Annotated in this window: 25 protein-coding genes; 15 read left to right on the forward strand and 10 right to left on the reverse strand. The window is 63.8% G+C overall.

The window, feature by feature from the left end:
* The first annotated feature begins 3 nt into the window (after window positions 1–3).
* From ACCD03_RS14075 to ACCD03_RS14105, 7 genes are read left to right on the forward strand one after another with little or no spacing between them, the layout of a single operon-like run.
* Window positions 4–1,458: a 2-hydroxymuconic semialdehyde dehydrogenase gene (locus ACCD03_RS14075; protein WP_413412066.1), complete on the forward strand. Its 1,455-nt coding sequence runs from the start codon at window positions 4–6 to the stop codon at window positions 1,456–1,458.
* Window positions 1,455–2,306: an alpha/beta fold hydrolase gene (locus ACCD03_RS14080; protein WP_413412068.1), complete on the forward strand. Its 852-nt coding sequence runs from the start codon at window positions 1,455–1,457 to the stop codon at window positions 2,304–2,306. Before ACCD03_RS14075 ends, ACCD03_RS14080 begins: the two co-directional genes overlap by 4 nt.
* A 25-nt stretch (window positions 2,307–2,331) precedes the next feature.
* Entirely contained in the window at window positions 2,332–3,114 is a 783-nt protein-coding gene (gene dmpE / locus ACCD03_RS14085; protein WP_325654266.1) for a 2-oxopent-4-enoate hydratase, read from the forward strand.
* Window positions 3,115–3,145: 31 nt separating this feature from the next.
* Entirely contained in the window at window positions 3,146–3,937 is a 792-nt protein-coding gene (gene dmpH, locus ACCD03_RS14090) for a 2-oxo-3-hexenedioate decarboxylase (protein ID WP_252690837.1), read from the forward strand.
* Between the two features lie 37 nt (window positions 3,938–3,974).
* Window positions 3,975–4,910, forward strand: coding sequence for an acetaldehyde dehydrogenase (acetylating) (locus ACCD03_RS14095; protein WP_045202776.1), 936 nt, complete (start codon window positions 3,975–3,977; stop codon window positions 4,908–4,910).
* Between the two features lie 13 nt (window positions 4,911–4,923).
* Window positions 4,924–5,970 carry a 4-hydroxy-2-oxovalerate aldolase gene (gene dmpG, locus ACCD03_RS14100; protein WP_045202777.1) on the forward strand — a complete coding sequence of 349 codons (1,047 nt, stop codon included), beginning with the start codon at window positions 4,924–4,926 and terminating at the stop codon, window positions 5,968–5,970.
* Between the two features lie 19 nt (window positions 5,971–5,989).
* The gene (locus ACCD03_RS14105; RefSeq protein WP_260780134.1) at window positions 5,990–6,199 is read left to right on the forward strand and encodes a 2-hydroxymuconate tautomerase; all 210 of its coding nucleotides are present in this window, start codon (window positions 5,990–5,992) and stop codon (window positions 6,197–6,199) included.
* Between the two features lie 418 nt (window positions 6,200–6,617).
* On the opposite strand, the gene ACCD03_RS14110 is transcribed toward ACCD03_RS14105, so the two are convergent.
* Window positions 6,618–6,797, reverse strand: coding sequence for a hypothetical protein (locus ACCD03_RS14110; RefSeq protein ID WP_253538642.1), 180 nt, complete (start codon window positions 6,795–6,797; stop codon window positions 6,618–6,620).
* Window positions 6,798–7,305: 508 nt separating this feature from the next.
* Here ACCD03_RS14110 and cydP point away from each other — a divergent pair.
* Genes cydP through ACCD03_RS14135 form a run of 5 tightly spaced genes read left to right on the forward strand, consistent with a single transcriptional unit; the run spans window position 7,306 to window position 10,660 of the window.
* On the forward strand, window positions 7,306–7,518 hold the full coding sequence (cydP, locus tag ACCD03_RS14115) for a cytochrome oxidase putative small subunit CydP (protein ID WP_325654272.1): 213 nt from the start codon (window positions 7,306–7,308) through the stop codon (window positions 7,516–7,518).
* Window positions 7,515–9,071: a cytochrome ubiquinol oxidase subunit I gene (locus ACCD03_RS14120; RefSeq protein WP_413412072.1), complete on the forward strand. Its 1,557-nt coding sequence runs from the start codon at window positions 7,515–7,517 to the stop codon at window positions 9,069–9,071. The genes cydP and ACCD03_RS14120 overlap by 4 nt, the downstream gene beginning before the upstream one ends.
* Window positions 9,072–9,081: 10 nt before the next feature.
* Window positions 9,082–10,224, forward strand: coding sequence for a cytochrome d ubiquinol oxidase subunit II (gene cydB / locus ACCD03_RS14125; protein WP_253538636.1), 1,143 nt, complete (start codon window positions 9,082–9,084; stop codon window positions 10,222–10,224).
* A 23-nt stretch (window positions 10,225–10,247) separates the two neighbouring features.
* Complete coding sequence (cydX, locus tag ACCD03_RS14130; protein ID WP_045202782.1) at window positions 10,248–10,376, forward strand: cytochrome bd-I oxidase subunit CydX; 129 nt, start codon at window positions 10,248–10,250, stop codon at window positions 10,374–10,376.
* Window positions 10,373–10,660 (forward strand): cyd operon YbgE family protein, encoded by a 288-nt coding sequence (locus tag ACCD03_RS14135; RefSeq protein WP_413412075.1) that lies wholly within the window; start codon window positions 10,373–10,375, stop codon window positions 10,658–10,660. Before cydX ends, ACCD03_RS14135 begins: the two co-directional genes overlap by 4 nt.
* Window positions 10,661–10,664: 4 nt before the next feature.
* Here ACCD03_RS14135 and ACCD03_RS14140 read toward each other — a convergent pair whose 3' ends face one another.
* From ACCD03_RS14140 to ACCD03_RS14150, 3 genes are all read right to left on the reverse strand, one after another.
* Complete coding sequence (locus ACCD03_RS14140) at window positions 10,665–11,285, reverse strand: DUF4126 domain-containing protein (protein WP_413412077.1); 621 nt, start codon at window positions 11,283–11,285, stop codon at window positions 10,665–10,667.
* A 79-nt stretch (window positions 11,286–11,364) separates the two neighbouring features.
* Complete coding sequence (locus tag ACCD03_RS14145) at window positions 11,365–11,820, reverse strand: DUF2501 domain-containing protein (protein WP_045202785.1); 456 nt, start codon at window positions 11,818–11,820, stop codon at window positions 11,365–11,367.
* Between the two features lie 189 nt (window positions 11,821–12,009).
* Window positions 12,010–12,213 carry a cold-shock protein gene (locus ACCD03_RS14150; protein ID WP_004631953.1) on the reverse strand — a complete coding sequence of 68 codons (204 nt, stop codon included), beginning with the start codon at window positions 12,211–12,213 and terminating at the stop codon, window positions 12,010–12,012.
* A gap of 575 nt (window positions 12,214–12,788) precedes the next feature.
* Between ACCD03_RS14150 and clpS the strand changes: the two genes are divergently transcribed.
* Together clpS and clpA are read left to right on the forward strand one after the other, a co-directional pair.
* Window positions 12,789–13,115: an ATP-dependent Clp protease adapter ClpS gene (gene clpS, locus ACCD03_RS14155; protein WP_011002382.1), complete on the forward strand. Its 327-nt coding sequence runs from the start codon at window positions 12,789–12,791 to the stop codon at window positions 13,113–13,115.
* Entirely contained in the window at window positions 13,112–15,400 is a 2,289-nt protein-coding gene (gene clpA, locus ACCD03_RS14160) for an ATP-dependent Clp protease ATP-binding subunit ClpA (protein ID WP_253538630.1), read from the forward strand. The genes clpS and clpA overlap by 4 nt, the downstream gene beginning before the upstream one ends.
* A gap of 67 nt (window positions 15,401–15,467) precedes the next feature.
* On the opposite strand, the gene dut is transcribed toward clpA, so the two are convergent.
* Genes dut through coaBC form a run of 3 tightly spaced genes read right to left on the reverse strand, consistent with a single transcriptional unit; the run spans window position 15,468 to window position 18,159 of the window.
* Window positions 15,468–15,914, reverse strand: coding sequence for a dUTP diphosphatase (dut, locus tag ACCD03_RS14165; RefSeq protein WP_024974963.1), 447 nt, complete (start codon window positions 15,912–15,914; stop codon window positions 15,468–15,470).
* Entirely contained in the window at window positions 15,911–16,957 is a 1,047-nt protein-coding gene (locus tag ACCD03_RS14170; protein ID WP_413412083.1) for an LLM class flavin-dependent oxidoreductase, read from the reverse strand. The genes dut and ACCD03_RS14170 overlap by 4 nt, the downstream gene beginning before the upstream one ends.
* Window positions 16,954–18,159 carry a bifunctional phosphopantothenoylcysteine decarboxylase/phosphopantothenate--cysteine ligase CoaBC gene (coaBC, locus tag ACCD03_RS14175; protein WP_413412085.1) on the reverse strand — a complete coding sequence of 402 codons (1,206 nt, stop codon included), beginning with the start codon at window positions 18,157–18,159 and terminating at the stop codon, window positions 16,954–16,956. The genes ACCD03_RS14170 and coaBC overlap by 4 nt, the downstream gene beginning before the upstream one ends.
* 149 nt (window positions 18,160–18,308) lie before the next feature.
* On the opposite strand from coaBC, the gene ACCD03_RS14180 reads away from it, so the two are divergent.
* On the forward strand, window positions 18,309–18,887 hold the full coding sequence (locus ACCD03_RS14180; protein ID WP_325654288.1) for a YdcF family protein: 579 nt from the start codon (window positions 18,309–18,311) through the stop codon (window positions 18,885–18,887).
* A gap of 4 nt (window positions 18,888–18,891) precedes the next feature.
* On the opposite strand, the gene ACCD03_RS14185 is transcribed toward ACCD03_RS14180, so the two are convergent.
* From ACCD03_RS14185 to ileS, 3 genes are read right to left on the reverse strand one after another with little or no spacing between them, the layout of a single operon-like run.
* Window positions 18,892–19,269: a DUF4180 domain-containing protein gene (locus tag ACCD03_RS14185; RefSeq protein ID WP_413412088.1), complete on the reverse strand. Its 378-nt coding sequence runs from the start codon at window positions 19,267–19,269 to the stop codon at window positions 18,892–18,894.
* A gap of 7 nt (window positions 19,270–19,276) precedes the next feature.
* Window positions 19,277–19,813, reverse strand: coding sequence for a signal peptidase II (gene lspA, locus ACCD03_RS14190; RefSeq protein WP_045202791.1), 537 nt, complete (start codon window positions 19,811–19,813; stop codon window positions 19,277–19,279).
* Window positions 19,813–22,692: an isoleucine--tRNA ligase gene (gene ileS / locus ACCD03_RS14195; protein ID WP_413412090.1), complete on the reverse strand. Its 2,880-nt coding sequence runs from the start codon at window positions 22,690–22,692 to the stop codon at window positions 19,813–19,815. The genes lspA and ileS overlap by 1 nt, the downstream gene beginning before the upstream one ends.
* Window positions 22,693–22,709 lie beyond the last annotated feature (17 nt).

Below are 22,709 nucleotides of genomic sequence, written 5' to 3' on the forward strand. Positions count from 1 at the left end.
ACCGTGAAGCAATTCCTCAATTTCATCAATGGCGAATTTGTCGCCACCAGCAAGACGTTCGAGAACCGTGCGCCGGTGGACAACCGTGTGATCGGTCTGGTTCACGAGGCGGGGCAGGCCGAGGTGGATGCCGCCGTGGCCGCCGCACAGGCTGCCCTGCATGGCGACTGGGGCCGCATGACCGTGGTCAAGCGCGTCGAGTTGCTGCACGCGGTGGCGGACGAGATCAACCGGCGTTTCGACGATTTTCTTGAAGCCGAGCTGGCCGATACCGGCAAGCCACGCAGCCTGGCGGCACACATCGACATCCCGCGCGGCGCGGCCAACTTCAAGGTGTTTGCCGACATCGTGAAGAACGTGCCTACAGAGAGTTTCGAGATGGCCACGCCCGATGGCGGTACTGCCGTCAGCTACGCGCTGCGCTCGCCGCTGGGCGTCGTGGCGGTGGTGTGCCCGTGGAACCTGCCGTTGCTGCTGATGACGTGGAAGGTCGGCCCGGCGCTGGCCTGCGGCAACACCGTCATCGTCAAACCGTCGGAAGAGACACCGGCCACAGCCACGCTGCTGGGCGAGGTGATGTCGCATGTGGGCATTCCCAAGGGTGTCTACAACGTCGTGCATGGCTTCGGGCCGGGCTCTGCGGGCGAGTTCCTCACGCGACATCCCGGCGTCAACGGTATCACCTTCACAGGTGAGACGCGCACGGGCGAGGCCATCATGGCGGCAGCCGCCAAGGGAGTGCGGCCGGTGAGTTTCGAGCTGGGCGGCAAAAACGCGGGCATCGTGTTTGCCGATGCCGACTTCGACAAGGCCGTCGCTGGCATTACGCGCAGTGCGTTCGAGAACTGCGGGCAGGTCTGCCTGGGCACCGAGCGCGTCTATGTGCAACGGCCGATCTTCGACAAGTTTGTGCAAGCACTCAAGGAGAAGGCTGAGGCGTTGAAGATCGGGCCATCGGGAGAGCCGGGGGTGGGTCTGGGCCCGTTGATCTCTGCCGAGCACAAGGCAAAGGTCATGTCCTACTACGAGCTGGCCCGGGCCGAGGGCGCCACGGTGGTCACCGGCGGCGGTGCCCCCGACATGCCTGCCGCGCTGGCCGAGGGCCATTGGGTGCAGCCGACCATCTGGACCGGCTTGCCCGAGAGCGCCCGCGTCATTCGCGAAGAAATCTTCGGCCCCTGCTGCCACATTGCCCCGTTCGACACCGAGGAAGAAGCCATCGCGCTTGCGAACGCCACGGACTACGGCCTGGCCACCACGGTGTGGACGCAAAACCTGGGCACGGCGCACCGCATGGCGCGCGCCGTTGAGGTGGGGCTGTGCTGGATCAACAGCTGGTTCCTGCGCGACCTGCGCACGGCATTCGGCGGCGCGAAGGCATCCGGCATCGGCCGCGAAGGCGGCGTGCATTCGCTGGAGTTCTATACCGAGCTGCGCAACGTGATGGTGAAACTATGAGCACGATCAACCTTGAAGGCGCGGATGCCCGCTATGTCCTCACCGGTGCGGTACAGACCTACGTTCACGATGTCGGGCAGGGCGCACCGGTGCTGCTCATACACGGGTCAGGCCCGGGTGTGAGCGCATGGGTCAACTGGCGGCCGGTCATGCCTGCGCTGGCCCGGCAGCGCCGCGTGATTGCGCCCGACATGCTGGGCTTCGGCCTGAGCGACCGGCCCGCGGGGCAGGTCTACAACATGGACGTTTGGGTTCAGCAAGCCATCGACCTGCTGGATGCCCTTGGCTTGCCGCAGGTCGATCTGGTCGGCAATTCCTTTGGCGGCGGGCTGTCACTGGCGCTGGCGATCCGGGCGCCCGAGCGGGTGCGGCGGCTGGTGCTGATGGGCGCGGTCGGCGTGCCGTTTGCCATCACGCCGGCGCTGGATGCGGTGTGGGGCTACACACCGTCGCTGGCGGCCATGCGCGGTCTGCTCGACGTGTTTGCCTACGACCGCGGCCGTGTGACCGACGAACTGGCGCAACTGCGCTACGAGGCCACCATCGTGCCGGGTGTGCAGGAGTCCTATGCCGCCATGTTCCCCGCACCCAGGCAGCGCTGGGTGGATGCCATGGCGAGCGCCGAAGCCGACATCCGCGCGCTGCCGCACGAAACACTGGTGTTGCACGGGCGGGAGGATCAGGTGATCCCGGTATCGAACTCGCTCATGCTGGCTGACTGGATTCCCAATAGCCAGCTGCACGTCTTCGGCCACTGCGGGCATTGGACACAGATCGAACACAGCGCCCGTTTTGCCCAGCTCGTGAACAACTTCCTGGCCGAAGCCGATGCCGGCGCAGTCGCCTGAACCACTCTCTTACGCAGACCTTCATATGGACGCCCTCAAGATCCAACACTACGGCGACGCGCTCTACGAATCGCTGCGCTCGCGCACACCGGTGGAGCCGCTGACCGACCGCGAATCCGGCATCACCATCGACGACGCCTACCAGATCCAGCTGCGCATGATCAGCCGCCGCATCGAAGCCGGCGAAACCGTGATCGGCAAGAAGATCGGCGTAACAAGCCAGATCGTGATGGACATGCTTGGCGTGAACCAGCCCGACTTCGGCCATCTGCTCTCGGGCATGGTTTTCAACGAGGGCGAGCCGGTCGACACCGGCAAGATGATCGCGCCGAAGGCCGAGGCCGAAGTGGCCTTCGTGCTCTCGCGCGACCTGTGCGGCCCCGGCGTGACGGCGGCCGACGTGCTGCGCGCAACCGACTGCGTGATGCCATGTTTCGAGATTGTCGATTCGCGCATCCGCGACTGGAAGATCAAGATCCAGGACACCGTGGCCGACAACGCCTCGTGCGGTGTCTTCACGCTAGGCGGCACACGCCGCAGCCCGCGCGATCTTGATCTGGCGCTGGCCGGCATGGTGCTGGAGAAGAACGGCGAGATCGTAAGCACCTCGTGCGGCGCCTCTGTCCAGGGCTCGCCGGTGAACGCTGTGGCGTGGCTGGCGAATACGCTGGGGCGGCTTGGCATCGCGCTCAAGGCCGGCGATGTGATCCTGTCGGGTTCGCAATCGCCGCTCGTGCCGGTCAAGCCGGGTGACAGCCTTCACTGCAGCGTCGGCGGCCTCGGTAGCACCTCGGTGCGCTTCATCTGACACCCAACAGAGCATCGAGGAGAAACACACCATGGCATTGAATCGCCAAACCATTGAAGCGCTGGCTGCGCATGTGGAATCCGCGCAGCTGCACGTACGCGACATCACCAAGATCACCGACGAATACCCCGACATGGACTGGGCCGATGCCTACGACATCCAGGACGAGATCCGTCGGCGCAAGGAAGCGCGCGGGCTGAAGATCGTCGGCTTGAAGGCGGGGCTGACCTCCTTCGCGAAGATGAAGCAAATGGGCGTTGAAACGCCGGTCTTCGGCTTCGTGAGCGAGGACATGGCCCGTGCGGAGGGCAGTGAAATTCGCATGTCGGAGCTGATCCACCCCAAGGTGGAAGCCGAGATCTGCATCGTCACCAAGGCTGCGCTGCGTGGTCCGGGCTGCCATGTCGGCAATGTGCTGGCGGCCATTGATTTCGTGATCCCGGCGGTCGAGATCATTGACAGCCGCTACCGCGATTTCAAGTTCGACCTCAAGAGCGTGATTGCCGATAACACGTCGGCCGCGCGCTTCGTGGTCGGTGGCCGTTCCCGCAATCTGGAGGAGCTGGACCTGCGCACACTGGGCGTGGTGCTGGAAAAGAATGGCCGCGCTGTCGCTATGGCGGCGGGCGCTGCCGTGCTTGGCCACCCGGCGGCGGCCGTGGCCATGATGGCCAACCACCTCGGCGCACGAGGCCAGGAGATCCCGGCTGGCACCTTCATCATGACCGGCGGCGTGACCGAGGCGATTGCGGTGGCAGCAGGCGACAGCGTATGCGTGCGTTTCCAGGATCTGGGCAACGTGTCGATGCGCTTCGTGAATTGAATGCCAAGTTGAACATTGCGTATTGGAGACCGCGACCATGACTCAAAAGATCAAATGCGCCCTGATCGGCCCCGGCAACATCGGCACCGATCTGCTGGCCAAACTGCAACGCAGCCCCGTGCTGGAACCGGTGTGGATGGTGGGCATCGACCCGGAATCCGACGGGCTCAAGCGTGCCCGCGAGATGGGCATCAAGACCACGGCAGACGGTGTCGACGGCCTGCTTCCGCACGTGCTGGCCGACGGCGTGCAGATTGCCTTCGACGCCACCAGCGCCTATGTGCATGCGGAGAACTCCCGCAAGCTCAATGCGCTGGGCGTGTTGATGATTGACCTCACACCTGCGGCCATCGGCCCGTATTGCGTGCCGCCGGTCAACCTGAAAGAGCACCTCGGCCGCGCCGAGATGAACGTCAACATGGTGACCTGCGGCGGGCAGGCCACCATCCCGATGGTGGCGGCAGTCAGCCGCGTGCAACCCGTGGCGTATGGCGAGATCGTTGCCACGGTGTCGAGCCGGTCGGTGGGGCCGGGCACCCGCAAGAACATCGACGAATTCACGCGCACCACGGCCGGTGCGGTCGAGCGTGTGGGTGGAGCGAAGAAGGGCAAGGCCATCATCGTCATCAACCCCGCCGAGCCACCGCTGATCATGCGCGATACCGTGCATTGCCTGACGGAAACTGAGCCGGATCAGGCGGCCATCACCGCGTCGATCCACGCGATGATCAAAGAGGTGCAGAAGTACGTGCCCGGCTACAAGCTCGTCAACGGCCCGGTGTTCGACGGCAACCGCGTGAGCGTGTTCCTGGAGGTCGAGGGCCTGGGCGATTACCTGCCCAAGTACGCCGGCAACCTCGACATCATGACCGCCGCCGCCGCGCGCACTGCCGAGATGTTCGCCGAGGAAATCCTCAAGGGTGAACTGACCCTGCGCGCCACCTCGGCCGCCCCCGCCACTGAAACCGCCTGACGAGGAGCCTCACATGACTACGCTGCAAGGCAAGAGCATTACCGTTCACGACATGACGTTGCGCGACGGCATGCACCCCAAGCGCCACCTGATGACGCTTGAGCAGATGCGCTCCATTGCGCAGGGGCTGGACGCCGCCGGCGTTCCACTGATTGAAGTCACCCATGGCGACGGCCTGGGCGGCTCATCGCTCAACTACGGTTTTCCCGCGCACAGCGACGAGGAATACCTCGGTGCCGTCATCCCGCTCATGAAGCAAGCCAAGGTGTCGGCACTGCTGCTGCCCGGTATTGGCACGGTTGACCATCTCAAGATGGCGCGTGAGCTTGGCGTGCATACGATTCGCGTGGCCACGCACTGCACCGAGGCCGATGTCTCGGAGCAGCACATCAGCTACGCGCGCAAGCTCGACATGGACACCGTCGGTTTTCTGATGATGGCGCATATGAACAGCCCCGAAGGCTTGGTCAAGCAAGCCAAGCTGATGGAGAGCTACGGCGCCAACTGCATCTACATCACCGACTCAGCGGGCTACATGCTGCCCGATGACGTGAAGGCGCGCCTTGCTGCCGTGCGCGACGCGCTCAAGCCTGAGACCGAACTGGGTTTTCATGGCCACCACAACCTGGCCATGGGCATCGCCAACTCCATTACCGCGATCGAATGTGGTGCCACGCGCATCGATGCGGCTGCAGCGGGGCTGGGAGCCGGTGCGGGCAATACGCCAATGGAGGTGCTGGTGGCGGTGTGCGACCGCATGGGCATCAAGACCGGCGTGGATGTTTGGAAGATTCAGGACGTGGCTGAAGACCTTGTGGTGCCCATCATGGATTTCCCCATCCGCATCGACCGCGACGCGCTCACGCTGGGCTATGCCGGTGTGTACGGCAGCTTCCTGCTGTTCGCCAAACGTGCAGAAAAGAAGTACGGCGTACCGGCCCGTGATCTGCTGGTCGAACTGGGCCGGCGCGGCATGGTGGGCGGTCAGGAAGACATGATCGAGGACACGGCACTCACCATGGCTCGTCAGCGCGGCATCCTGGCAGCGCAGGCGGCCTGAGTATCGCCGGCCATTGCAAATACCAAGGAGGAAAGCTATGCCTTTTGCGCAGATCTACATGATCGAAGGTCGCACGACCGAACAGAAGCGCGCCGTGATCGACAAGGTCACGGCCGCCCTTGTCGAGGCGACCGGTGCTCCGAAGGAGAACGTCCGCGTATGGATTCACGATGTGCCAAAGGAGAACTGGGGCATTGCGGGCGTGTCGGCGAAGGATCTTGGGCGGTAGCTCAGCTGTCCTTGGCCCCCGGGATTGGGCAGCCGCATCAAAAAGAGCACGTCACGACGACTACGAGAACCGGAACTGATCTTTCTACCGTGACCATCGAGAGCCGAGTGAAGGTGATTGTGAGAGCGATTTCACTGGCGAAATTCTCGATGGTAGACAGGGCGGAGGTTGACGGGTGATTTAGCGAGAATGCCCCCCCCGCATGTCGCTCGCGGCTCCGGCCGCGATGGATATGAAAAACCCCCGGCAGCTTCGGCTGACCGGGGTTTTTTTTATTTCAAGCCGCAACCGGCCGTCTGCAGATGCTCGCAGACTTGACCGGTCCGTACTCTCAAAAGGGCGGGCGAGCCCCAACAAGCCCCAACGCCGATGCTGCAACAAGGGCGTCGCGGCCCATGCGCTGGGCCTCGCCCATCGATCAGCTGGGTTGTTCGGGATGTTCTGAGGAGTCGGTCGTGCTCGTTGCGGCATGTTTGATGCCTGCGGCGCGCGCGGACAGGGCACGCAAAAAATCACGCGCAGCGCCAACACCTTTCTGATATTCGGTGAGCGAATCGCCCGCCGGGGAATCGGCGGATTGGGAGATCGAGCGGGTCACGGCATTCCTCTTCATCTGATGAACGGAACCGCGCCCAACCCGTGGAGGAGGGGTGGGCGAGCACAGGCAAGGTGGAAAACCGAGGTATAGCGATCGGCACGGCCGAAGCCGTTCAAGCCTGGCTCGCCCCAGGAGGGAGACGAAGCCAAGCCATAGTGTTTGAGGACAAGCACCTATGCTCGGCGCTTGCCCGCTATACCCAAGGTTTCCACACCTCGATCGCTTTCTCCATGGCACTGAAAGCGACGGCGCAGAGTGTACTGATGGCCGCTTCGTCTGAGCAGGGGCGAAACTATAAATCAGAATTTGCTGACGACTGGCACCAAACCTTGTGGTGAGGCGGCTGCGCGGGGGTCCAGCCGAGCCGGGTCCACGAATCTTTACGGTTTTGGCTTGCCGGCGGCGCTTGATGACCGTCAAGAAACAACAGCAACGGTTTGTCACTTCTTCCATCCATGACTAGACTGGATCACATGTGACTTTCTTTGCCACTGGCGGAACCCCGCCGATGGCATCGACGCGCGCCAAGTCTCGTCCGCCCGTGAACCCCAACGACCGCCGACTCCTCCGCCATCTGCTCATCGTCGTCGCCATCAAGCTGGTGGCGCTGAGCGCGCTGTGGTGGGTGTTTGTGCGAGACCACCGGGTGCCGGTCGATGCCGAGCGGGCCGCTGATCGCCTGATCGTGACACCGTCAGCAGTGCAGGGAGGACAACCGTGATTTCCGAACATCTCGTCGATCTGTCCCGGCTGCAGTTCGCAGCCACGGCGATGTACCACTTCCTGTTCGTGCCGCTCACGCTGGGCATGGTCTGGCTGCTGGTCATCATGGAGAGCGTCTACGTGATGACCAACAAGGTCATCTGGAAAGACATGACGCGCTTCTGGGGCAAGCTGTTCGGCATCAACTTTGCGCTGGGCGTGACGACGGGCATCACGCTCGAGTTCCAGTTCGGCACCAACTGGGCGTACTACTCGCACTACGTGGGCGATGTCTTTGGCGCACCGCTGGCTATTGAAGGGCTGATGGCGTTCTTTCTGGAATCCACCTTTATCGGCCTGTTCTTCTTTGGGTGGGATCGCCTTTCCAAGACGCAGCACTTGTTGGTAACGACGCTGATGGCGATCGGCACCAATCTTTCCGCGCTCTGGATTCTCATCGCCAACGGCTGGATGCAGAACCCGGTCGGCGCCGAATTCAACTGGCAGACCATGCGCATGGAGATGCACGACTTCTGGGCCGTGGTCTTCAACCCCATCGCGCAGGCCAAGTTCGTGCATACCGTGTCGGCGGGTTACGTAACGGGCGCGATGTTCGTGCTGTCGATTTCGAGCTGGTACTTGCTGCGCGGCCGCGATGTGGAATTCGCGCGGCGCAGCTTTCGCGTGGCGGCTGCGTTCGGCCTGGCCAGCGTGTGCTCCGTGATCGTGCTGGGCGACGAGTCCGGCTACACCGTAGGCGAAGCGCAGCAAACCAAGATGGCCGCCATCGAGGCCATGTGGGAGACCGAGCCCGCGCCGGCCAGCTTCAACGTGATTGCGTCGATCAACCAGCGCGAGCAGAAGAACGACTGGGCGGTCGAGATTCCGTGGGTGATGGGGCTGATCGGCACGCGCTCGGTGTCCAAGCAGATTCCGGGCATCCATGAGATCAAGGCGCGCAATCGCGGCCGAATCATGAGCGGTATCGAGGCTGTGGCCGCGCTGGAAACGGTGCGCCAGCACCCCGGCGATGCGGCGGCGCTCCAGACCCTGCAGATCCATCAGCAAGACCTGGGTTTTGGCCTGCTGCTCAAGAAGTACGTGACCGACGTGCGGCAAGCCACGCCCGAGATGATCGACAAGGCTGTCGACGATACCGTGCCGCGCGTGTGGCCGATGTTCTGGGGTTTTCGCGTGATGGTCGGGCTGGGCTTCCTGATGTTGGCGCTGTTTGGCCTGTCGTTCTGGAGCACGTTGCGGCCGCAGCGCAAGGCACCGGCATGGCTGCTGCGCTGTGCGCTGTGGATGCTGCCCGCACCTTGGATCGCCATCGAGCTGGGTTGGGTGGTGGCGGAGTACGGCCGTCAGCCGTGGACCATCTATGGCGTGCTGCCGACGCATCTGAGTGTGTCGACGTTGGGTGAGGCCAGCCTGTATGGGTCGCTGGCGGGCTTCATCGGTTTCTACACGCTGCTGCTGATCGTTGAGATGTACCTGATGATCCGCTTCGCGCGTCAGGGGCCGGGCAGCCTCGGCACTGGCCGCTACGATTTCGAAGCCGCCCACGCTTGAGGAGAACGCCATGTTCGACTACCCAACCCTCAAGGTCATCTGGTGGCTGCTCATCGGCGTATTGCTGATCGGCTTTGCCATCATGGACGGACACGATATGGGCGTCGGCACGCTGCTGCCCTTTGTCGGCAAGACCGACGACGAGCGCCGCGTGATGATCAATACCATCGGCCCGCACTGGGACGGCAATCAGGTCTGGTTCATCACAGGCGGCGGCGCCATCTTTGCCGCGTGGCCGCTGGTGTATGCCACCGCGTTCAGCGGGTTCTACTGGGCGATGCTGGCCGTGCTGTGGGCGCTGTTTTTCCGGCCGGTCGGGTTTGACTACCGGAGCAAGATCCAGAACGCCACGTGGCGCAACGTGTGGGACGTGGGCCTCTTCATCGGGGGCGCGGTGCCGCCGCTCATCTTTGGCGTGGCGTTCGGCAACCTGCTGCAGGGCGTGCCGTTCCACTTCGACAACTTCATGGTGGTGACGTACACCGGCACGTTCTGGCAACTGCTGAATCCGTTTGCCATCCTGACGGGCGTGGTATCGAGCGCGATGATCACCATGCATGGCGGCATCTACCTAGCCCACCGGACGGAGGGCGCTGTCCAGGAGCGCGCCACCAATGCTGCCACTGGCGCGGCCATCGTCGCGGTGGTGGCGTTTATTGCGGCCGGTGTGTGGTTGCATGCGGGCAGCATCGAAGGCTACGTCATCACATCGGCCATCGACCCCGCCGGACTTGCCAACCCAATGGCCAAGTCCGTGGCACGTACGGCGGATGCATGGTGGCGCAATTATCAGGCGCAGCCGTTGCTGTGGGCGCTGCCGGCAATTGGCGTGATTGGCCCGCTACTGGCCGTGGTGCTGTCGCGGGCGGGGCGCACGCTTACCGCGTTCGTGCTGTCGTCGCTGGGGCTGGCGGGCATCATCACGACGGCCGGGGCTTCGATGTTCCCGTTCGTGCTGCCTTCGTCCAGCATGCCCGGCGCCAGCCTCACGGTGTGGGACAGCGTTTCCAGCCACTTCACGCTTGGCCTGATGTTCTGGGCGGCGATCATCTTCACGCCCATCATCATCGCCTACACAAGCTGGTGCTACCGCGTGATGCGCGGCAAGGTGACGGTCGAGCACATCCGCGCCAACGAACACTCGACTTACTAACCACGGCACAGGAGAGCAAATCCATGTGGTACTTCAGTTGGGTCCTGGGTGTCGGCTTTGCTGTGCTGCTGGCGGTGCTCAACGCAATGTGGGGTGAGGTGAGCGACGACCGCGCCGCCAACGCGAACAGTCCGAACCCAGAGCGCGAATGAGCACAGCAAACGTGAACGCCACCGACAAGCCGCGCATCCACGCCGCCAGCCTGGCAGCCGGGTTGCTCGTGATGGCGGTGGGCACGGTGTATCCGTACATCCTCGCCAATCGTGACGGGCATGCCGACCATGGTCTGGCCGTGCTGCTGTTCTGGGCGATGAGCGCGGGGCTGGTGAGGGGTGTGGGGTTTGTTCCGCGCAACAAGGTCTGGCGCGTGCTGTTTTCCGGGTGGGCCTGCGCGCTGGCCCTGACGCTGTTTGGGCTGCTGCGCGCCTTTGGGTAGCGCCTTAGCGCGGCAGCCGGGTGGTACCGGCCGGCGGCGGTTCAGACGAACGCCCGCGCAGGGCATTCCGCAGGCGCCGCACGCCGCGCCACAGCTTGGGCAGTAGCCACACCGATACCAACAGCAGCAGCCCCAGCACCACCAAGAACGCAACCGGCAGGAAAAATGCCATCAGCAAACCACCGCTGGCGGCCAAGTCTTCACTGAACGACGCCACCCAGTTCGAGAACGGTTCCGGCGACGTATTGATCAGCGCGCGCGTGCCGGCCTTGGTGGCATGTGCCGTGCCGGCCAGCGTCCCGCCAATCAGTCCTGCAGCCACCATCCATTGCGGATCGAGCTGCCCGAATGCGGCCGCAGCCAGAATCGCGCCCGCAGGCACGCGGATGAAGGTCTGGATGCCATCCCACACGGAATCGAAACCGGGAATCTTGTCGGCGAGGAATTCCGCAACGGCCAGCACGCCGGCCAAGCCGATTACCCACCACGATTCCAGCATCTGCAGGCCGGGCGGCAAATGCAGCCAACCCGTGCGACCGAGCACGCCGGCAGCAAATACGGCCAGGTAGAGGCGGAATCCGCTGGTCCAGGACAGCCCGGCGGCCAGCGCGGCGGTTTCCAGCATGAGGCTCCCTCGGGGCGTGGAAGACAGGCAAACGGTCAGTCGATATTGCAGTGTAGTGCGCGCTTGCCTGCGCCGCGGCTCAAAGCAGGGATTTGCCCTGCGATAGGATCTTGTCGCACGCCTGCCGGGTGATTTGCGACTTGATGCTGCTCAGGTCGAACTTGTTGCCATCCGAATTCGTCAGGATGCCCTTTGTGCCGTCGGTGTAACCCGGGGTGGACGCTGGCGCCCCGCCCAGCTTGCCGAGCAGCTTGTCTTTGACCGAGGCCGCGTCGGTGGCGCCGCCAAGGTAGTTGTTCTTTATGCAGAATTCCAGCACGCCAGCCACATTGCCGGTGCTGCCCGACGTCAACGACCCGAGCGACGGCACGCCGCCCAGGCCGCCGATGCTGCCAAGGCCGCCAGTGGCGCCCTGGCTGTTGCCCTGCGTGGCCCCCTTGATGAGGTCTCCGATCTGGGCGTGGGCGGCAGCCGGAAATAGCACGGCAATCAGCAGCGTGGCCGTGGCGGCGGTGCGAATCAGATGGGGTTTCATGCGCAGGGCTCCTTGAAATGGCACGGGGATCATCCTTACCGTAGTGCACAACGTACTGAAATGACGTGTTGCGCGAGGTGAGGTATCTCCGCCATTGTCTGGTGCCGCGGCAACAAAAAACCCGGCATGTCGCCGGGTTTTTTGCATTTGGACACCGTCGCCATCAGGCGTGGTGCCGCGCAACGCCAATCAGGCAGCCTGGATGTTGGTGGCCTGCTTGCCCTTCGGGCCTTGCGTCACTTCGAACGAGACGCGCTGATTTTCCTTGAGCGTCTTGAAGCCAGCCATTTGGATGGCCGAGAAATGCGCAAACAGCTCTTCGCCGCCTTCGTCAGGCGAGATGAAACCGAAACCCTTGGCGTCGTTAAACCATTTGACCGTACCGAGTGCCATGAAAACCCCTCCGTTAAAACACAAGTCCGAGCCGGGAGGTATGCCTGTCGGGGCAGTGCAGAGCGGTACCGCGCAGTCATCGCCAGGCCGCCGGCCTGCACGGCACGACGAATGGCGCGGGTGGAACCGCGCCGCAAGCGATCGGTCTTCTTGTGGCAAACGCCACAGCCTGAAGCGGTTGTCGATCTGTAGTCGACTGGTGTGAGGCCTCCCGGGCTCACCATTCATGCGGCTCGCTGCCAACGGTTTGCGGGGCAGTAGGGCGCACATGCTGAATTCGATTGTTCGAGGATTGTAAGAGACTGTCAAGGCCACAAAGGGTGGGTTTGTGGCGAAAAACGGTCAGTTTCTGAAGAGGTTTTGCTCGAAATCCAGCCGATCGCCTCCAAGTACGGAAAACGATTGGCATCTCAGGCGCGGAGCTTGCGCCGGTTCCAGCCAACGCAGGGGCGGTAAAACGCCTCGCGCCCGAGGGCTGACGGACGCACGCGGCACGGGCCAAACCGTTTGTAGACCTTGAAGTCGGTGTTATTTCCCCAAATTGCGAACTCGAAAGGAGTGGTTAGAATAAGACCATGGCAATCCGGCAAGCGACCACTCCACAACACGATGCAGGCACCGTCCTCGAGCGGAAAGAGCAAGCGCTCAAACCGCCCGCGATGTACAAGGTGCTGCTGCTCAACGACGACTACACCCCGATGGAATTCGTCGTGATGATTCTTCAGCAGTATTTCAGCAAAGACCGGGAGACCGCCACACAGATCATGCTGACTGTGCATCGGGAAGGTAGGGGCGTGTGCGGTATCTACACACGGGATATCGCCGCGACGAAAGTGGAATTAGTGTCAACCCATGCACGGCAAGCGGGGCATCCGCTGCAGTGCGTGATGGAGGAAGCATGATCGCGCAAGAACTGGAAGTCAGCCTGCACATGGCGTTTGTCGAAGCCCGGCAGGCTCGCCACGAATTCATTACGGTGGAGCATCTGCTGCTTGCGCTGCTGGACAATCCGACGGCCGCGGAGGTGCTGCGCGCCTGCGCCGCCAACATCGAAGACCTTCGCACGCATCTGAAGAACTTCATCGCCGACAACACGCCTGTGGTGCCCGGCACGGACGAGGTGGACACGCAACCCACGCTGGGTTTCCAGCGCGTGATCCAGCGCGCCATCATGCACGTGCAATCCACATCCAACGGTAAGAAGGAAGTGACGGGCGCGAACGTGCTGGTCGCCATCTTCGGCGAGAAGGATTCGCACGCGGTGTACTACCTCCAGCAACAGGGCGTGACCCGGCTGGACGTCGTGAACTTCATCAGCCACGGCATCCGCAAGGACCAGGCTGAGCCCGCCAAGCAGGGCGAAGGCAACCCCGAAGGCGAAGGCGGCGACGGCAAGGAAAGCCCGCTGGAGCAGTTCACCCAGAACCTGAACGCGCTGGCCAAGGCCGGCAAGATCGATCCGCTGATCGGTCGCGAGCAGGAAGTCGAACGCGTGGTGCAGGTGCTGTGCCGTCGGCGCAAGAACAACCCGTTGCTGGTGGGCGAGGCCGGTGTCGGCAAGACAGCCATCGCCGAAGGCCTGGCATGGCGCATCACCAAGGGCGAAGTGCCGGACATCCTCGCGAAGTCCGTCGTCTACTCGCTCGACATGGGCGCGCTGCTGGCCGGCACCAAATACCGCGGTGACTTTGAGCAACGCCTGAAGGGCGTGCTGAAGTCGCTCAAGGACAATCCGAACGCGATCCTGTTCATCGACGAAATCCATACGCTGATCGGCGCAGGCGCGGCTTCGGGCGGCACGCTGGACGCAAGCAACCTGCTCAAGCCGGCGCTGTCCTCAGGCGCACTCAAGTGCATCGGTGCGACGACGTTCACGGAATATCGCGGCATCTTTGAGAAAGACGCAGCGCTGTCGCGCCGCTTCCAGAAGATCGACGTGGTGGAGCCGACGGTTGATCAGACCGTGCAGATTTTGCGTGGCCTGAAGTCGCGCTTTGAAGAACACCATGGCGTGAAGTACGCATCGTCGGCATTGACTGCGGCGGCTGAGCTGTCGGCGCGCTTCATCACCGACCGCCACCTGCCGGACAAGGCAATCGACGTGATCGATGAAGCCGGTGCGGCGCAACGCATCCTGCCGAAGTCGAAGCAGAAGAAGACCATCGGCAAGGGCGAGATCGAAGACATCGTCTCGCGCATCGCCCGCGTCCCGCCGCAAAGCGTGTCGCAGGACGATCGTAGCAAGCTGCAGACGCTGGAGCGCGACCTGAAGTCGGTCGTGTTCGGACAAGACCCGGCGATCGACGCGCTGGCTTCGGCCATCAAAATGTCGCGCGCGGGGCTGGGCAAGACGGACAAGCCGATTGGCTCGTTCCTGTTCAGCGGCCCGACGGGCGTGGGCAAGACGGAAGTTGCCAAGCAGCTCGCATTCATCCTGGGCATCGAGCTGATCCGCTTTGACATGTCGGAGTACATGGAGCGCCATGCGGTGAGCCGCTTGATCGGCGCGCCTCCGGGCTACGTGGGCTTCGATCAGGGCGGTCTGCTGACGGAAGCCGTGACGAAGAAGCCGCACTGCGTGCTGCTGCTGGACGAGATCGAGAAGGCGCACCCGGACATCTTCAACATCCTGTTGCAGGTGATGGACCACGGCGCGCTGACGGACAACAACGGCCGCAAGGCGGATTTCCGCAACGTGATCATCATCATGACGACCAATGCGGGCGCCGAGACGATGAACAAGGCAACGATCGGTTTCACCACGACGCGCGAACAGGGCGACGAGATGGCCGACATCAAGCGCATGTTCACGCCGGAGTTCCGCAACCGTCTGGATGCGACCATCAGCTTCCGCTCGCTCGATGAGGAAATCATCATGCGCGTGGTCGACAAGTTCCTCATGCAGCTGGAAGAGCAACTGCACGAGAAGAAGGTGGATGCCATCTTCACCGAGAAGCTGCGTCGCTTCCTGGCCAAGAAGGGCTTCGACCCGCTGATGGGTGCACGTCCGATGCAACGGTTGATTCAAGACCTGATCCGCAAGGCGCTGGCCGACGAACTGCTGTTCGGCAAGTTGACCAATGGGGGCAAGGTGATCGTGGACCTGGACGATGCGGATGCGGTGAAGCTGGAATTCTCCGAGAACGAAGCGCCGCCGGCACCTGCCCAGGAAGAAGCGGAAGCTTGACGAGTTTGTCGCACCAAAGAAAAGGCCCGGAATCTCCGGGCCTTTTTGTTATGCGTGGGCGATGTTGTCAGTGGCGCCCGGTGCTGCCGAAACCACCCGCGCCACGCTCGCTCTCGGCAAAATCGTCGACGATGTTCAGCTCGGCTTGCACCACCGGCACGATCACGAGTTGCGCAAGGCGCTCCATCGGATTGAGCACGAATGCCGTGCTGCCGCGGTTCCACGTGCTGACCATGAGCTGGCCCTGGTAGTCCGAATCGATCAGGCCGACCAGGTTGCCGAGCACGATGCCGTGCTTGTGGCCCATGCCGGAACGCGGCAGGATCAGCGCGGCATAACCCGGGTCGGCCAGGTGGATGGCCATGCCGGTCGGGACCAGATGCGTGGTGCCGGGCTCGATGGTGAGCGGAGCGTCGATGCAGGCGCGCAGGTCTAGCCCGGCGCTGCCGGTGGTGGCGTACTGCGGGAGCTGTTCGTGCAGGCGGGCGTCGAGGATCTTGACGTCGAGTTTCATGCGGGGCGGGCCGAAGAGGTTGCAGAAGCCGGAGATGGTAGCGCAAACGCCTCGGCCAGCAGCTCGTATGAGCGCAGTCGCGCCTTGTAGCTGGGTGCGACGGTCAGCACGATCAGTTCGTCGGCGACAAAGCGTTCCTTGAGCGCATGCATTTGCTCGGCCACGGATTCCGGTGTGCCGATGATGCTGCGTGGCCGCTCGCGCATGACGATGGCCTGGTCGCGCTCGGTGTAGACGTGGGCCTCGCCTTGCTCGACGGTTGGGATCGGGCCGTTCACGCCCAGCGCCATCTGCACGCGGCGCAGGTCGACGGCGGCTTCATAGCGGCGCGCTTCGGCTTCAGTGTCGGCGGCGATCACGAAGACGGCGGTGGCGCTATACGGGCGCGCGTCGTAGCCGGGCTCGAAATCCGTGCGGTACTGCTGGGTGACGATATGCCCGACGTGCGGGTTGATGAAATGCGCGAACGCGAAACGGATGCCCAGACGCGCGGCCAGCGCGCCGCCAAAATCGCTCGAGCCGAGCATCCACAACTCGGGCTTGGTATCGATCTCGGGTTGCAGCAGAACGCCGGCCGCTGGGTGATCGGACGGCAGCGTGCCCGTCAGGTGCCAGATCAGTTCCTGCACCTGCTGCGGGAAGATGTCGCCGCGGTTGTAGTCGCCCATGGCCACAGCCTGCGCGGTGCGCATGTCGCCGCCGGGTGCTCGGCCGACACCCAGGTCGATGCGGTTGGGGAACAGCGCTTCCAGCAGGCGGAACTGCTCGGCCAGCTTGAAGGGGCTGTAGTACGGCAGCATCACGCCGCCGGAGCCCACGCGCAGGTGTTTCGTGGCGCTGGCTACGCGGGCAATCATCACTTCCGGCGCGGGGTTGCTCACGCCGCGCAGACCGTGGTGCTCGGCGCACCAGTAGCGCGTGTAGCCGAGCGAATCCGCGAGTTGCGCCAGGTCGACCGTCGCGGCGATGGCATCGCGTGCGCTGTGGCCGTAGATGACCGGACTTTGGTCCAGAACCGACAGGCGGATTGGCGCGGCACTCATGATCGTGCCCCATGCACGCGGTCGGCGATGGCGGCGACGATCTGGCGCGCGAGCGTCAGCTTGTCGGCGCGCGGCAGGCGCGTGATGCCCTTTGCATCGAAGAGTGCGACTTCGTTGTCGTCGCGGCCGAAGGTCTGCTGGCCAAGATTGCCGACCAGCAGCGGAATGCCCTTTTTCTTGCGCTTGGCCTCGCCGAACTCTTCCAACCGTTCGGTTTCGGCCGCAAAGCCGACGCAGAAAGGCGCATTCGCCCGGCGCGCCACACCGGCGAGGATGTCCGGGTTCTGTATGAACGTAAGTGCGGGTACGTCGGAGTCGTTCTGCTTCTTGAGTTTCTGTTCCGCTGCTTGTGCCACGCGCCAGTCGGCCACCGCCGCAACCGCGATGAAGATGTCGTTCTTGGCAACATCCAGCTCGTGCATGACGGCGTCGTGCATCTGCTGGGCGGTTTGCACATCGATGCGCTGTACGCCTGCCGGTGTGTCCTGATGGCACGGCCCGGCAACCAGCGTGACTTCTGCACCGGCCTGCGACGCGGCACGTGCCAGCGCAAAACCCATCTTGCCGCTGGACAGGTTCGTGATGCCGCGCACCGGGTCGATCGGCTCGAAGGTCGGGCCGGCCGTCAGCAGCACGCGGTGACCGCGCAGCAGCTTGGGCTGGAAGAAGCCGATGAGCTGCTCGACGATGTCTTCCGGCTCCAGCATGCGGCCGTCACCGACTTCGCCGCAGGCCTGGTCGCCGGCATCGGGGCCGAGCAGGGTGACGTCATCCGCGCGCAACTGCGCGGCGTTACGCTGCGTGGCGGGCGCGGCCCACATCTGGCGGTTCATCGCGGGCGCCACGAGCAGCGGGCAATCGCGCGCGATGCACAGCGTGGAGAGCAGATCGTCGGCCATGCCGTGTGCGAGCTTGGCCAAGAAGTCGGTGGACGCCGGCGCGATGACGATGGCATCCGCCTCGCGCGAGAGGTCGATATGCGGCATGTTGTTGCCGATGCGGCCGTCCCACTGTGACGTGAAGACCGGACGACCGGAAAGCGCTTGCATCGTCACCGGTGTGATGAAGTGCGTGGCGGCCTCGGTCATCACCACCTGCACGGTCGCGCCAGCCTTGGTCAACAGCCGTACCAGCTCGGCGGACTTGTAGCACGCGATGCCGCCCGTCAGGCCGAGGACGAAATGTTTGCCTTGCAGTTCCATAACAACCCGCTTGGGAATCCGATTGACGCAATATGCGCGGGCAGGATACAACCCGGTGCCCGGGCTTCCTGCTGAACAGTGGCGATGATACCGGCTTGCCCCGCGGCGCGTCTGGCGCCCCGGTTTTTCCTCAAATGCGCATTCCCCATATGGTTTTCGGTCGCTCAGCAGTTCGCAATGTCCTCGCCTTGATTGGCGGTTGCGCCATCGCTGCGGTGGTGGCCGCTGCCGTGCTCGTCTGCGGGGCGAAGGCATGGCTGCGCAAGGAGCCGAGGCTCGCGCACGCAGACGTGATCGTTGTGCTGGGCGGAGAGTCGGGCCAGCGCGTGATCGGCGCTGCCGAGCTGTACCACGCGGGTGTAGCGCCTCGCGTGTTCATCAGCGGCCAGGGCGATTGCCTGCTGATCGAGCGCCGCCTTGTGATGGCCGGCGTGCCGGCGGAGCGCATCGGCCACGAATGTGTGTCCGGCAGCACGATGGAAAATGCGCGGATGACGCGCGAGACGCTGGCGGGCCAGCAGGTGCAGAGCGCAATCCTGGTCACGAGCTGGTATCACACCGGCCGGGCGCTGGCGGTGTTCCGCAAGGTGTGGCCGGAAGTCACTTGGGGTGCGCAAGGCGTGTTCCCGGGCGACACGCTCGCCAAGTCGGTGCCTGTGTACGAAGCCGGGTCGATTCTTGCGGAGTACGTCAAGCGCGCGTGGTATGCCGTGCGCTACTGGGGCTGAGCCCTTATTCGGCAGGCATGGGCCGCGCATCGGCGGCCAGATCGTCGAGCGACGGCACGAAGCGGATCGTGTCGCGCTGGTTCGATTCACGGACCCAGTCGCGTAACGCACCGCTGGTGCGCAGGTGCGCAGAGATGTCGCCCACCACGGCGAGTTTCAGGCGGTAGTTGGTGATCTTTTGTGCGATGCCGCCAGCCAGGCCCGTGCGCAGCGCAAAGAACGCGGCATCGAGGCGGCTGACCGGCACGGCAACCATCGTTGCGCCATGCCCTAGCGCCTCGCCGATCAGATGGTCCAGTGCGTCCTGTTCGGTGGCGATGGGCGGGCCGGCCTCGTCGAGGCACAGCACCGCTTCACCATTCCACTGCTGGAGTTCTGGCACCGCAGGGTCAGCGCCGCACGCGCCGCAGTTCGTCGACGATCAGCAGCACTGCGCCGATGGTGATGCCGCAGTCCGCCACGTTGAACGCCGGCCAGTGGTAGTTGTGCAGGTAGAAGTCGAGGAAATCCACCACGTGACCGTAGATGACACGGTCGATCACGTTGCCCAGCGCGCCGCCCAGAATGAGCGCCAGGGCAAAGCAGAACAGCTTTTGCCCGCTGTGCCGCTTGAGCAGCCACACGATGAACAGCGCCGCTGCCACGCCCAGGCCCGTGAAGAACCAGCGCTGCCAGCCGCCCGCTGCGGCCAGGAACGAAAACGCCGCCCCCTTGTTATAGGCCAGCACGAGGTTGAAGAACCCGGTGACCGGGCGCGACTCGCCGTAGGTGAAGGTCTTGAGGATGGCGACCTTGGTCAACTGGTCCAGCAGGATCCAGATGACGGCCAGGCCGAGCCAAGGGCCCACGCCATGACCGCCGGCGCTCTTCTTCAATCCGATCGATTTGCTCTTACCGCCGTTACGGGCCGCCCGAGTTGTCGCCATTACGCAGCGCTCCGTTGTTCACCAGCGCCGAACAGGTTGTCGGTGCAGCGCTTGCAGAGGGTCGGATGGGTCGCGTCGTGGCCGACGTCGGCGCGGTAGTGCCAGCAGCGCTCGCACTTGGCGTGCGTGGACGGCACCACGGTGATGAGCAGATCGCCGCCTTCCGGCGCGCGCTCCAGCTTGGCCGCGGACGTGATCAGGACGAAGCGCAGGTCGTCGCCGAGGCTGGCCAGCGCGTCATGCACCGATTCACCCGCCGACACCGTCACTTCCGCCTGCAGCGACGATCCGATCTTGCCGTCGATGCGCAGCGCTTCCAGTTGCTTGGTCACTTCGCCGCGCACGTTGCGGATGGCGGCCCACTTCTCGAGCAGCGCGCTGGCGCCTTGGGGCACCGGAGCGTTGTAGTAGGTGCTGGTGAAGATGGTGTCGGTGTGTTCCGTGCCGTGCGCAAACACCTGCCAGGCCTCTTCGGCTGTGAACGACAGGAACGGCGCCATCCAGTGCAGCATGGCCTGGGTGATGTGATACAGCGCATTCTGTGCGGAGCGGCGCGCCACGGAATCGGGCGCAGTCGTGTACAGGCGATCCTTCAGCACGTCGAGGTAGAAGCCCCCCAGGTCTTCCGAGCAGAACGTCTGCAGCTTGGCGACCACCGGGTGGAATTCGTACACGTCGTAGTGCGACAGCACTTCTTTCTGCAGCGCATCCGTCAGCGCCACGGCGTAGCGGTCGATTTCGAGCCATTGCTCGGTCGGCAGCGCGTGTTTGGCGTGGTCGTAGTCCGTCAGGTTGGCGAGCAGGAAGCGCAGCGTGTTGCGGATGCGGCGATAACCTTCCACCACGCGCTTCAGGATTTCATCCGAGATGGCCAGTTCGCCCGAGTAGTCGGTCGAGGCCACCCACAGGCGGATGATCTCGGCGCCCATCTTGTTGGCGATTTCCTGCGGCGCGATCGTGTTGCCGATCGACTTGGACATCTTGCGGCCTTCGCCGTCCACCGTGAAGCCGTGTGTGAGCAGGCCCTTGTACGGCGGCTTGCCGTACAGCATCGAAGCCGTCAGCAGCGACGAGTGGAACCAGCCGCGGTGCTGGTCCGAACCTTCCAGATACAGATCAGCCAGGCGACCGTCCGGCAGGTCGGCCGAAGCGTCGTACAGATCCGCCGCGTGCGAGCCGCGGATGACGTGCCAGTGCGTCGTGCCCGAGTCGAACCACACGTCGAGCGTGTCGCGGTTCTTCTCATACATGTCGGCTTCATCGCCGAGCAGCTCGCGCGGGTCGAGCGTCTGCCAGGCTTCGATGCCGCTCTTTTCGATGCGCTGGGCGACCTGCTCCAGCAGCTCAGGCGTGCGCGGGTGCAGCGCGCCGGTTTCCTTGTGCACGAAGAAGGCCATCGGCACACCCCATTGGCGCTGGCGCGAGAGCGTCCAGTCCGGGCGGTTGGCGATCATGTTGTGCAGGCGCTGCTTGCCCCACGACGGGTAGAACGCCGTCGCGTCGATGCCCGCGAGCGCGGTCTCGCGCAGCGTGGCGTTGCCGTCGTTGGGCTGCACGTCCATCCCCGCGAACCACTGCGACGTGGCGCGGTAGATGATCGGCGTCTTGTGGCGCCAGCAGTGCATGTAGCTGTGCGGGTGCTTGTGCGCGTCGAACAGGTTGCCGGACTCGCGCAGCACTTCGACGATTTTCGGATTGGCATCCCAGATCATCTGGCCGCCAAACAGCGGCAGCGTTGATGCGTACACGCCGTTGCCCCTCACCGGGTTGATGATTTCCGAGTCGGGCATGCCGTGTGACTTGCAGGACTGGAAGTCTTCCACGCCATAGGCAGGCGCGGAGTGGACGATGCCGGTGCCGGTATCGATCGTCACGTAATCGCCCAGGTAGACCGGCGAAGTGCGGTCGTAACCGGCGTCCATCTTGGCGAGCGGGTGGTGGAAGCGCACGCCCGAGAGTGCGGCGCCTTCGCACGTGGCCAGCACCGTGCCTTCAAGCTTCCAGCTTTGGAGGCAAGCCTCGACGCGCTCCTTGGCAACGATCAGCAGGCCGCGCGACGTGTCGACCAGCGCGTATTCGATTTCCGGGTGCAGGTTCAGCGCCTGGTTGGAAGGGATCGTCCACGGCGTGGTGGTCCAGATCACGATCCAGCCTTGCTTGGCCTTGAGCACGTCAGCACCCACGTGGAAGGCGCTGGCCAGTGCGTCGATATCGGCAAATGGGAAGCCGACATCGATCGACAGATCGGTACGGTCCGCGTATTCCACTTCGGCTTCCGCCAGCGCCGAGCCGCAGTCGAAGCACCAGTTGACCGGCTTCAGGCCGCGAAAGACGTAGCCCTTCTCCAGGATCTTGCCCAGCGCACGCACCTCGTCCGCTTCGTTGCGGAAGTTCATGGTCAGGTACGGATCGGCCCAGTCGCCCAGCACGCCCAGGCGCTCGAAGTCTGCCTTCTGGCGCGCAATCTGGCCGGTGGCGTACGCACGCGCCTTCTCTTGCACTTCCTGGACGGGCAGGCCCTTGCCGAACTGCTTTTCGATCTGGATCTCGATCGGCATGCCGTGGCAATCCCAGCCCGGCACATAGACAGCGTCCAGGCCGGTGAGGCCGCGCGCCTTGATCACCATGTCCTTGAGGATCTTGTTGACCGCGTGGCCGATGTGCAGATCACCGTTGGCATACGGCGGGCCGTCATGCAGGATGAACTTCTTCGCGCCCTTGCGCGCAGCGCGGATCTTCTTGTAGAGCTGCTTGTCCTGCCATTGCTTTACCCATTGCGGCTCGCGCTTGGGCAGGTCGCCGCGCATGGGGAACGGGGTGTCCAGCAGGTTGACCGGGTACTTGCTCTTCTCCGGCGTGGGCTTCTTGGCGTCAGACATGATGTGATGTGGGGCAG

Source organism: Ralstonia sp. Ralssp135 (assembly GCF_047304345.1).
GTDB classification, from domain to species: Bacteria; Pseudomonadota; Gammaproteobacteria; order Burkholderiales; family Burkholderiaceae; genus Ralstonia; species Ralstonia chuxiongensis.

Bases quoted from the DNA above. Each gene is read 5' to 3' on its own strand.
- ACCD03_RS14080 (WP_413412068.1), top strand. From the start codon at position 1,455: ATGAGCACGATCAACCTTGAAGGCGCGGATGCCCGCTATGTCCTCACC.
- dmpE (WP_325654266.1), top strand. From the start codon at position 2,332: ATGGACGCCCTCAAGATCCAACACTACGGCGACGCGCTCTACGAATCG.
- dmpH (WP_252690837.1), top strand. From the start codon at position 3,146: ATGGCATTGAATCGCCAAACCATTGAAGCGCTGGCTGCGCATGTGGAA.
- ACCD03_RS14095 (WP_045202776.1), top strand. From the start codon at position 3,975: ATGACTCAAAAGATCAAATGCGCCCTGATCGGCCCCGGCAACATCGGC.
- dmpG (WP_045202777.1), top strand. From the start codon at position 4,924: ATGACTACGCTGCAAGGCAAGAGCATTACCGTTCACGACATGACGTTG.
- cydP (WP_325654272.1), top strand. From the start codon at position 7,306: ATGGCATCGACGCGCGCCAAGTCTCGTCCGCCCGTGAACCCCAACGAC.
- cydB (WP_253538636.1), top strand. From the start codon at position 9,082: ATGTTCGACTACCCAACCCTCAAGGTCATCTGGTGGCTGCTCATCGGC.
- cydX (WP_045202782.1), top strand. From the start codon at position 10,248: ATGTGGTACTTCAGTTGGGTCCTGGGTGTCGGCTTTGCTGTGCTGCTG.
- ACCD03_RS14135 (WP_413412075.1), top strand. From the start codon at position 10,373: ATGAGCACAGCAAACGTGAACGCCACCGACAAGCCGCGCATCCACGCC.
- ACCD03_RS14140 (WP_413412077.1), bottom strand. From the start codon at position 11,285: ATGCTGGAAACCGCCGCGCTGGCCGCCGGGCTGTCCTGGACCAGCGGA.
- ACCD03_RS14145 (WP_045202785.1), bottom strand. From the start codon at position 11,820: ATGAAACCCCATCTGATTCGCACCGCCGCCACGGCCACGCTGCTGATT.
- ACCD03_RS14150 (WP_004631953.1), bottom strand. From the start codon at position 12,213: ATGGCACTCGGTACGGTCAAATGGTTTAACGACGCCAAGGGTTTCGGT.
- clpS (WP_011002382.1), top strand. From the start codon at position 12,789: ATGGCAATCCGGCAAGCGACCACTCCACAACACGATGCAGGCACCGTC.
- clpA (WP_253538630.1), top strand. From the start codon at position 13,112: ATGATCGCGCAAGAACTGGAAGTCAGCCTGCACATGGCGTTTGTCGAA.
- dut (WP_024974963.1), bottom strand. From the start codon at position 15,914: ATGAAACTCGACGTCAAGATCCTCGACGCCCGCCTGCACGAACAGCTC.
- ACCD03_RS14170 (WP_413412083.1), bottom strand. From the start codon at position 16,957: ATGAGTGCCGCGCCAATCCGCCTGTCGGTTCTGGACCAAAGTCCGGTC.
- coaBC (WP_413412085.1), bottom strand. From the start codon at position 18,159: ATGGAACTGCAAGGCAAACATTTCGTCCTCGGCCTGACGGGCGGCATC.
- ACCD03_RS14180 (WP_325654288.1), top strand. From the start codon at position 18,309: ATGGTTTTCGGTCGCTCAGCAGTTCGCAATGTCCTCGCCTTGATTGGC.
- lspA (WP_045202791.1), bottom strand. From the start codon at position 19,813: ATGGCGACAACTCGGGCGGCCCGTAACGGCGGTAAGAGCAAATCGATC.
- ileS (WP_413412090.1), bottom strand. From the start codon at position 22,692: ATGTCTGACGCCAAGAAGCCCACGCCGGAGAAGAGCAAGTACCCGGTC.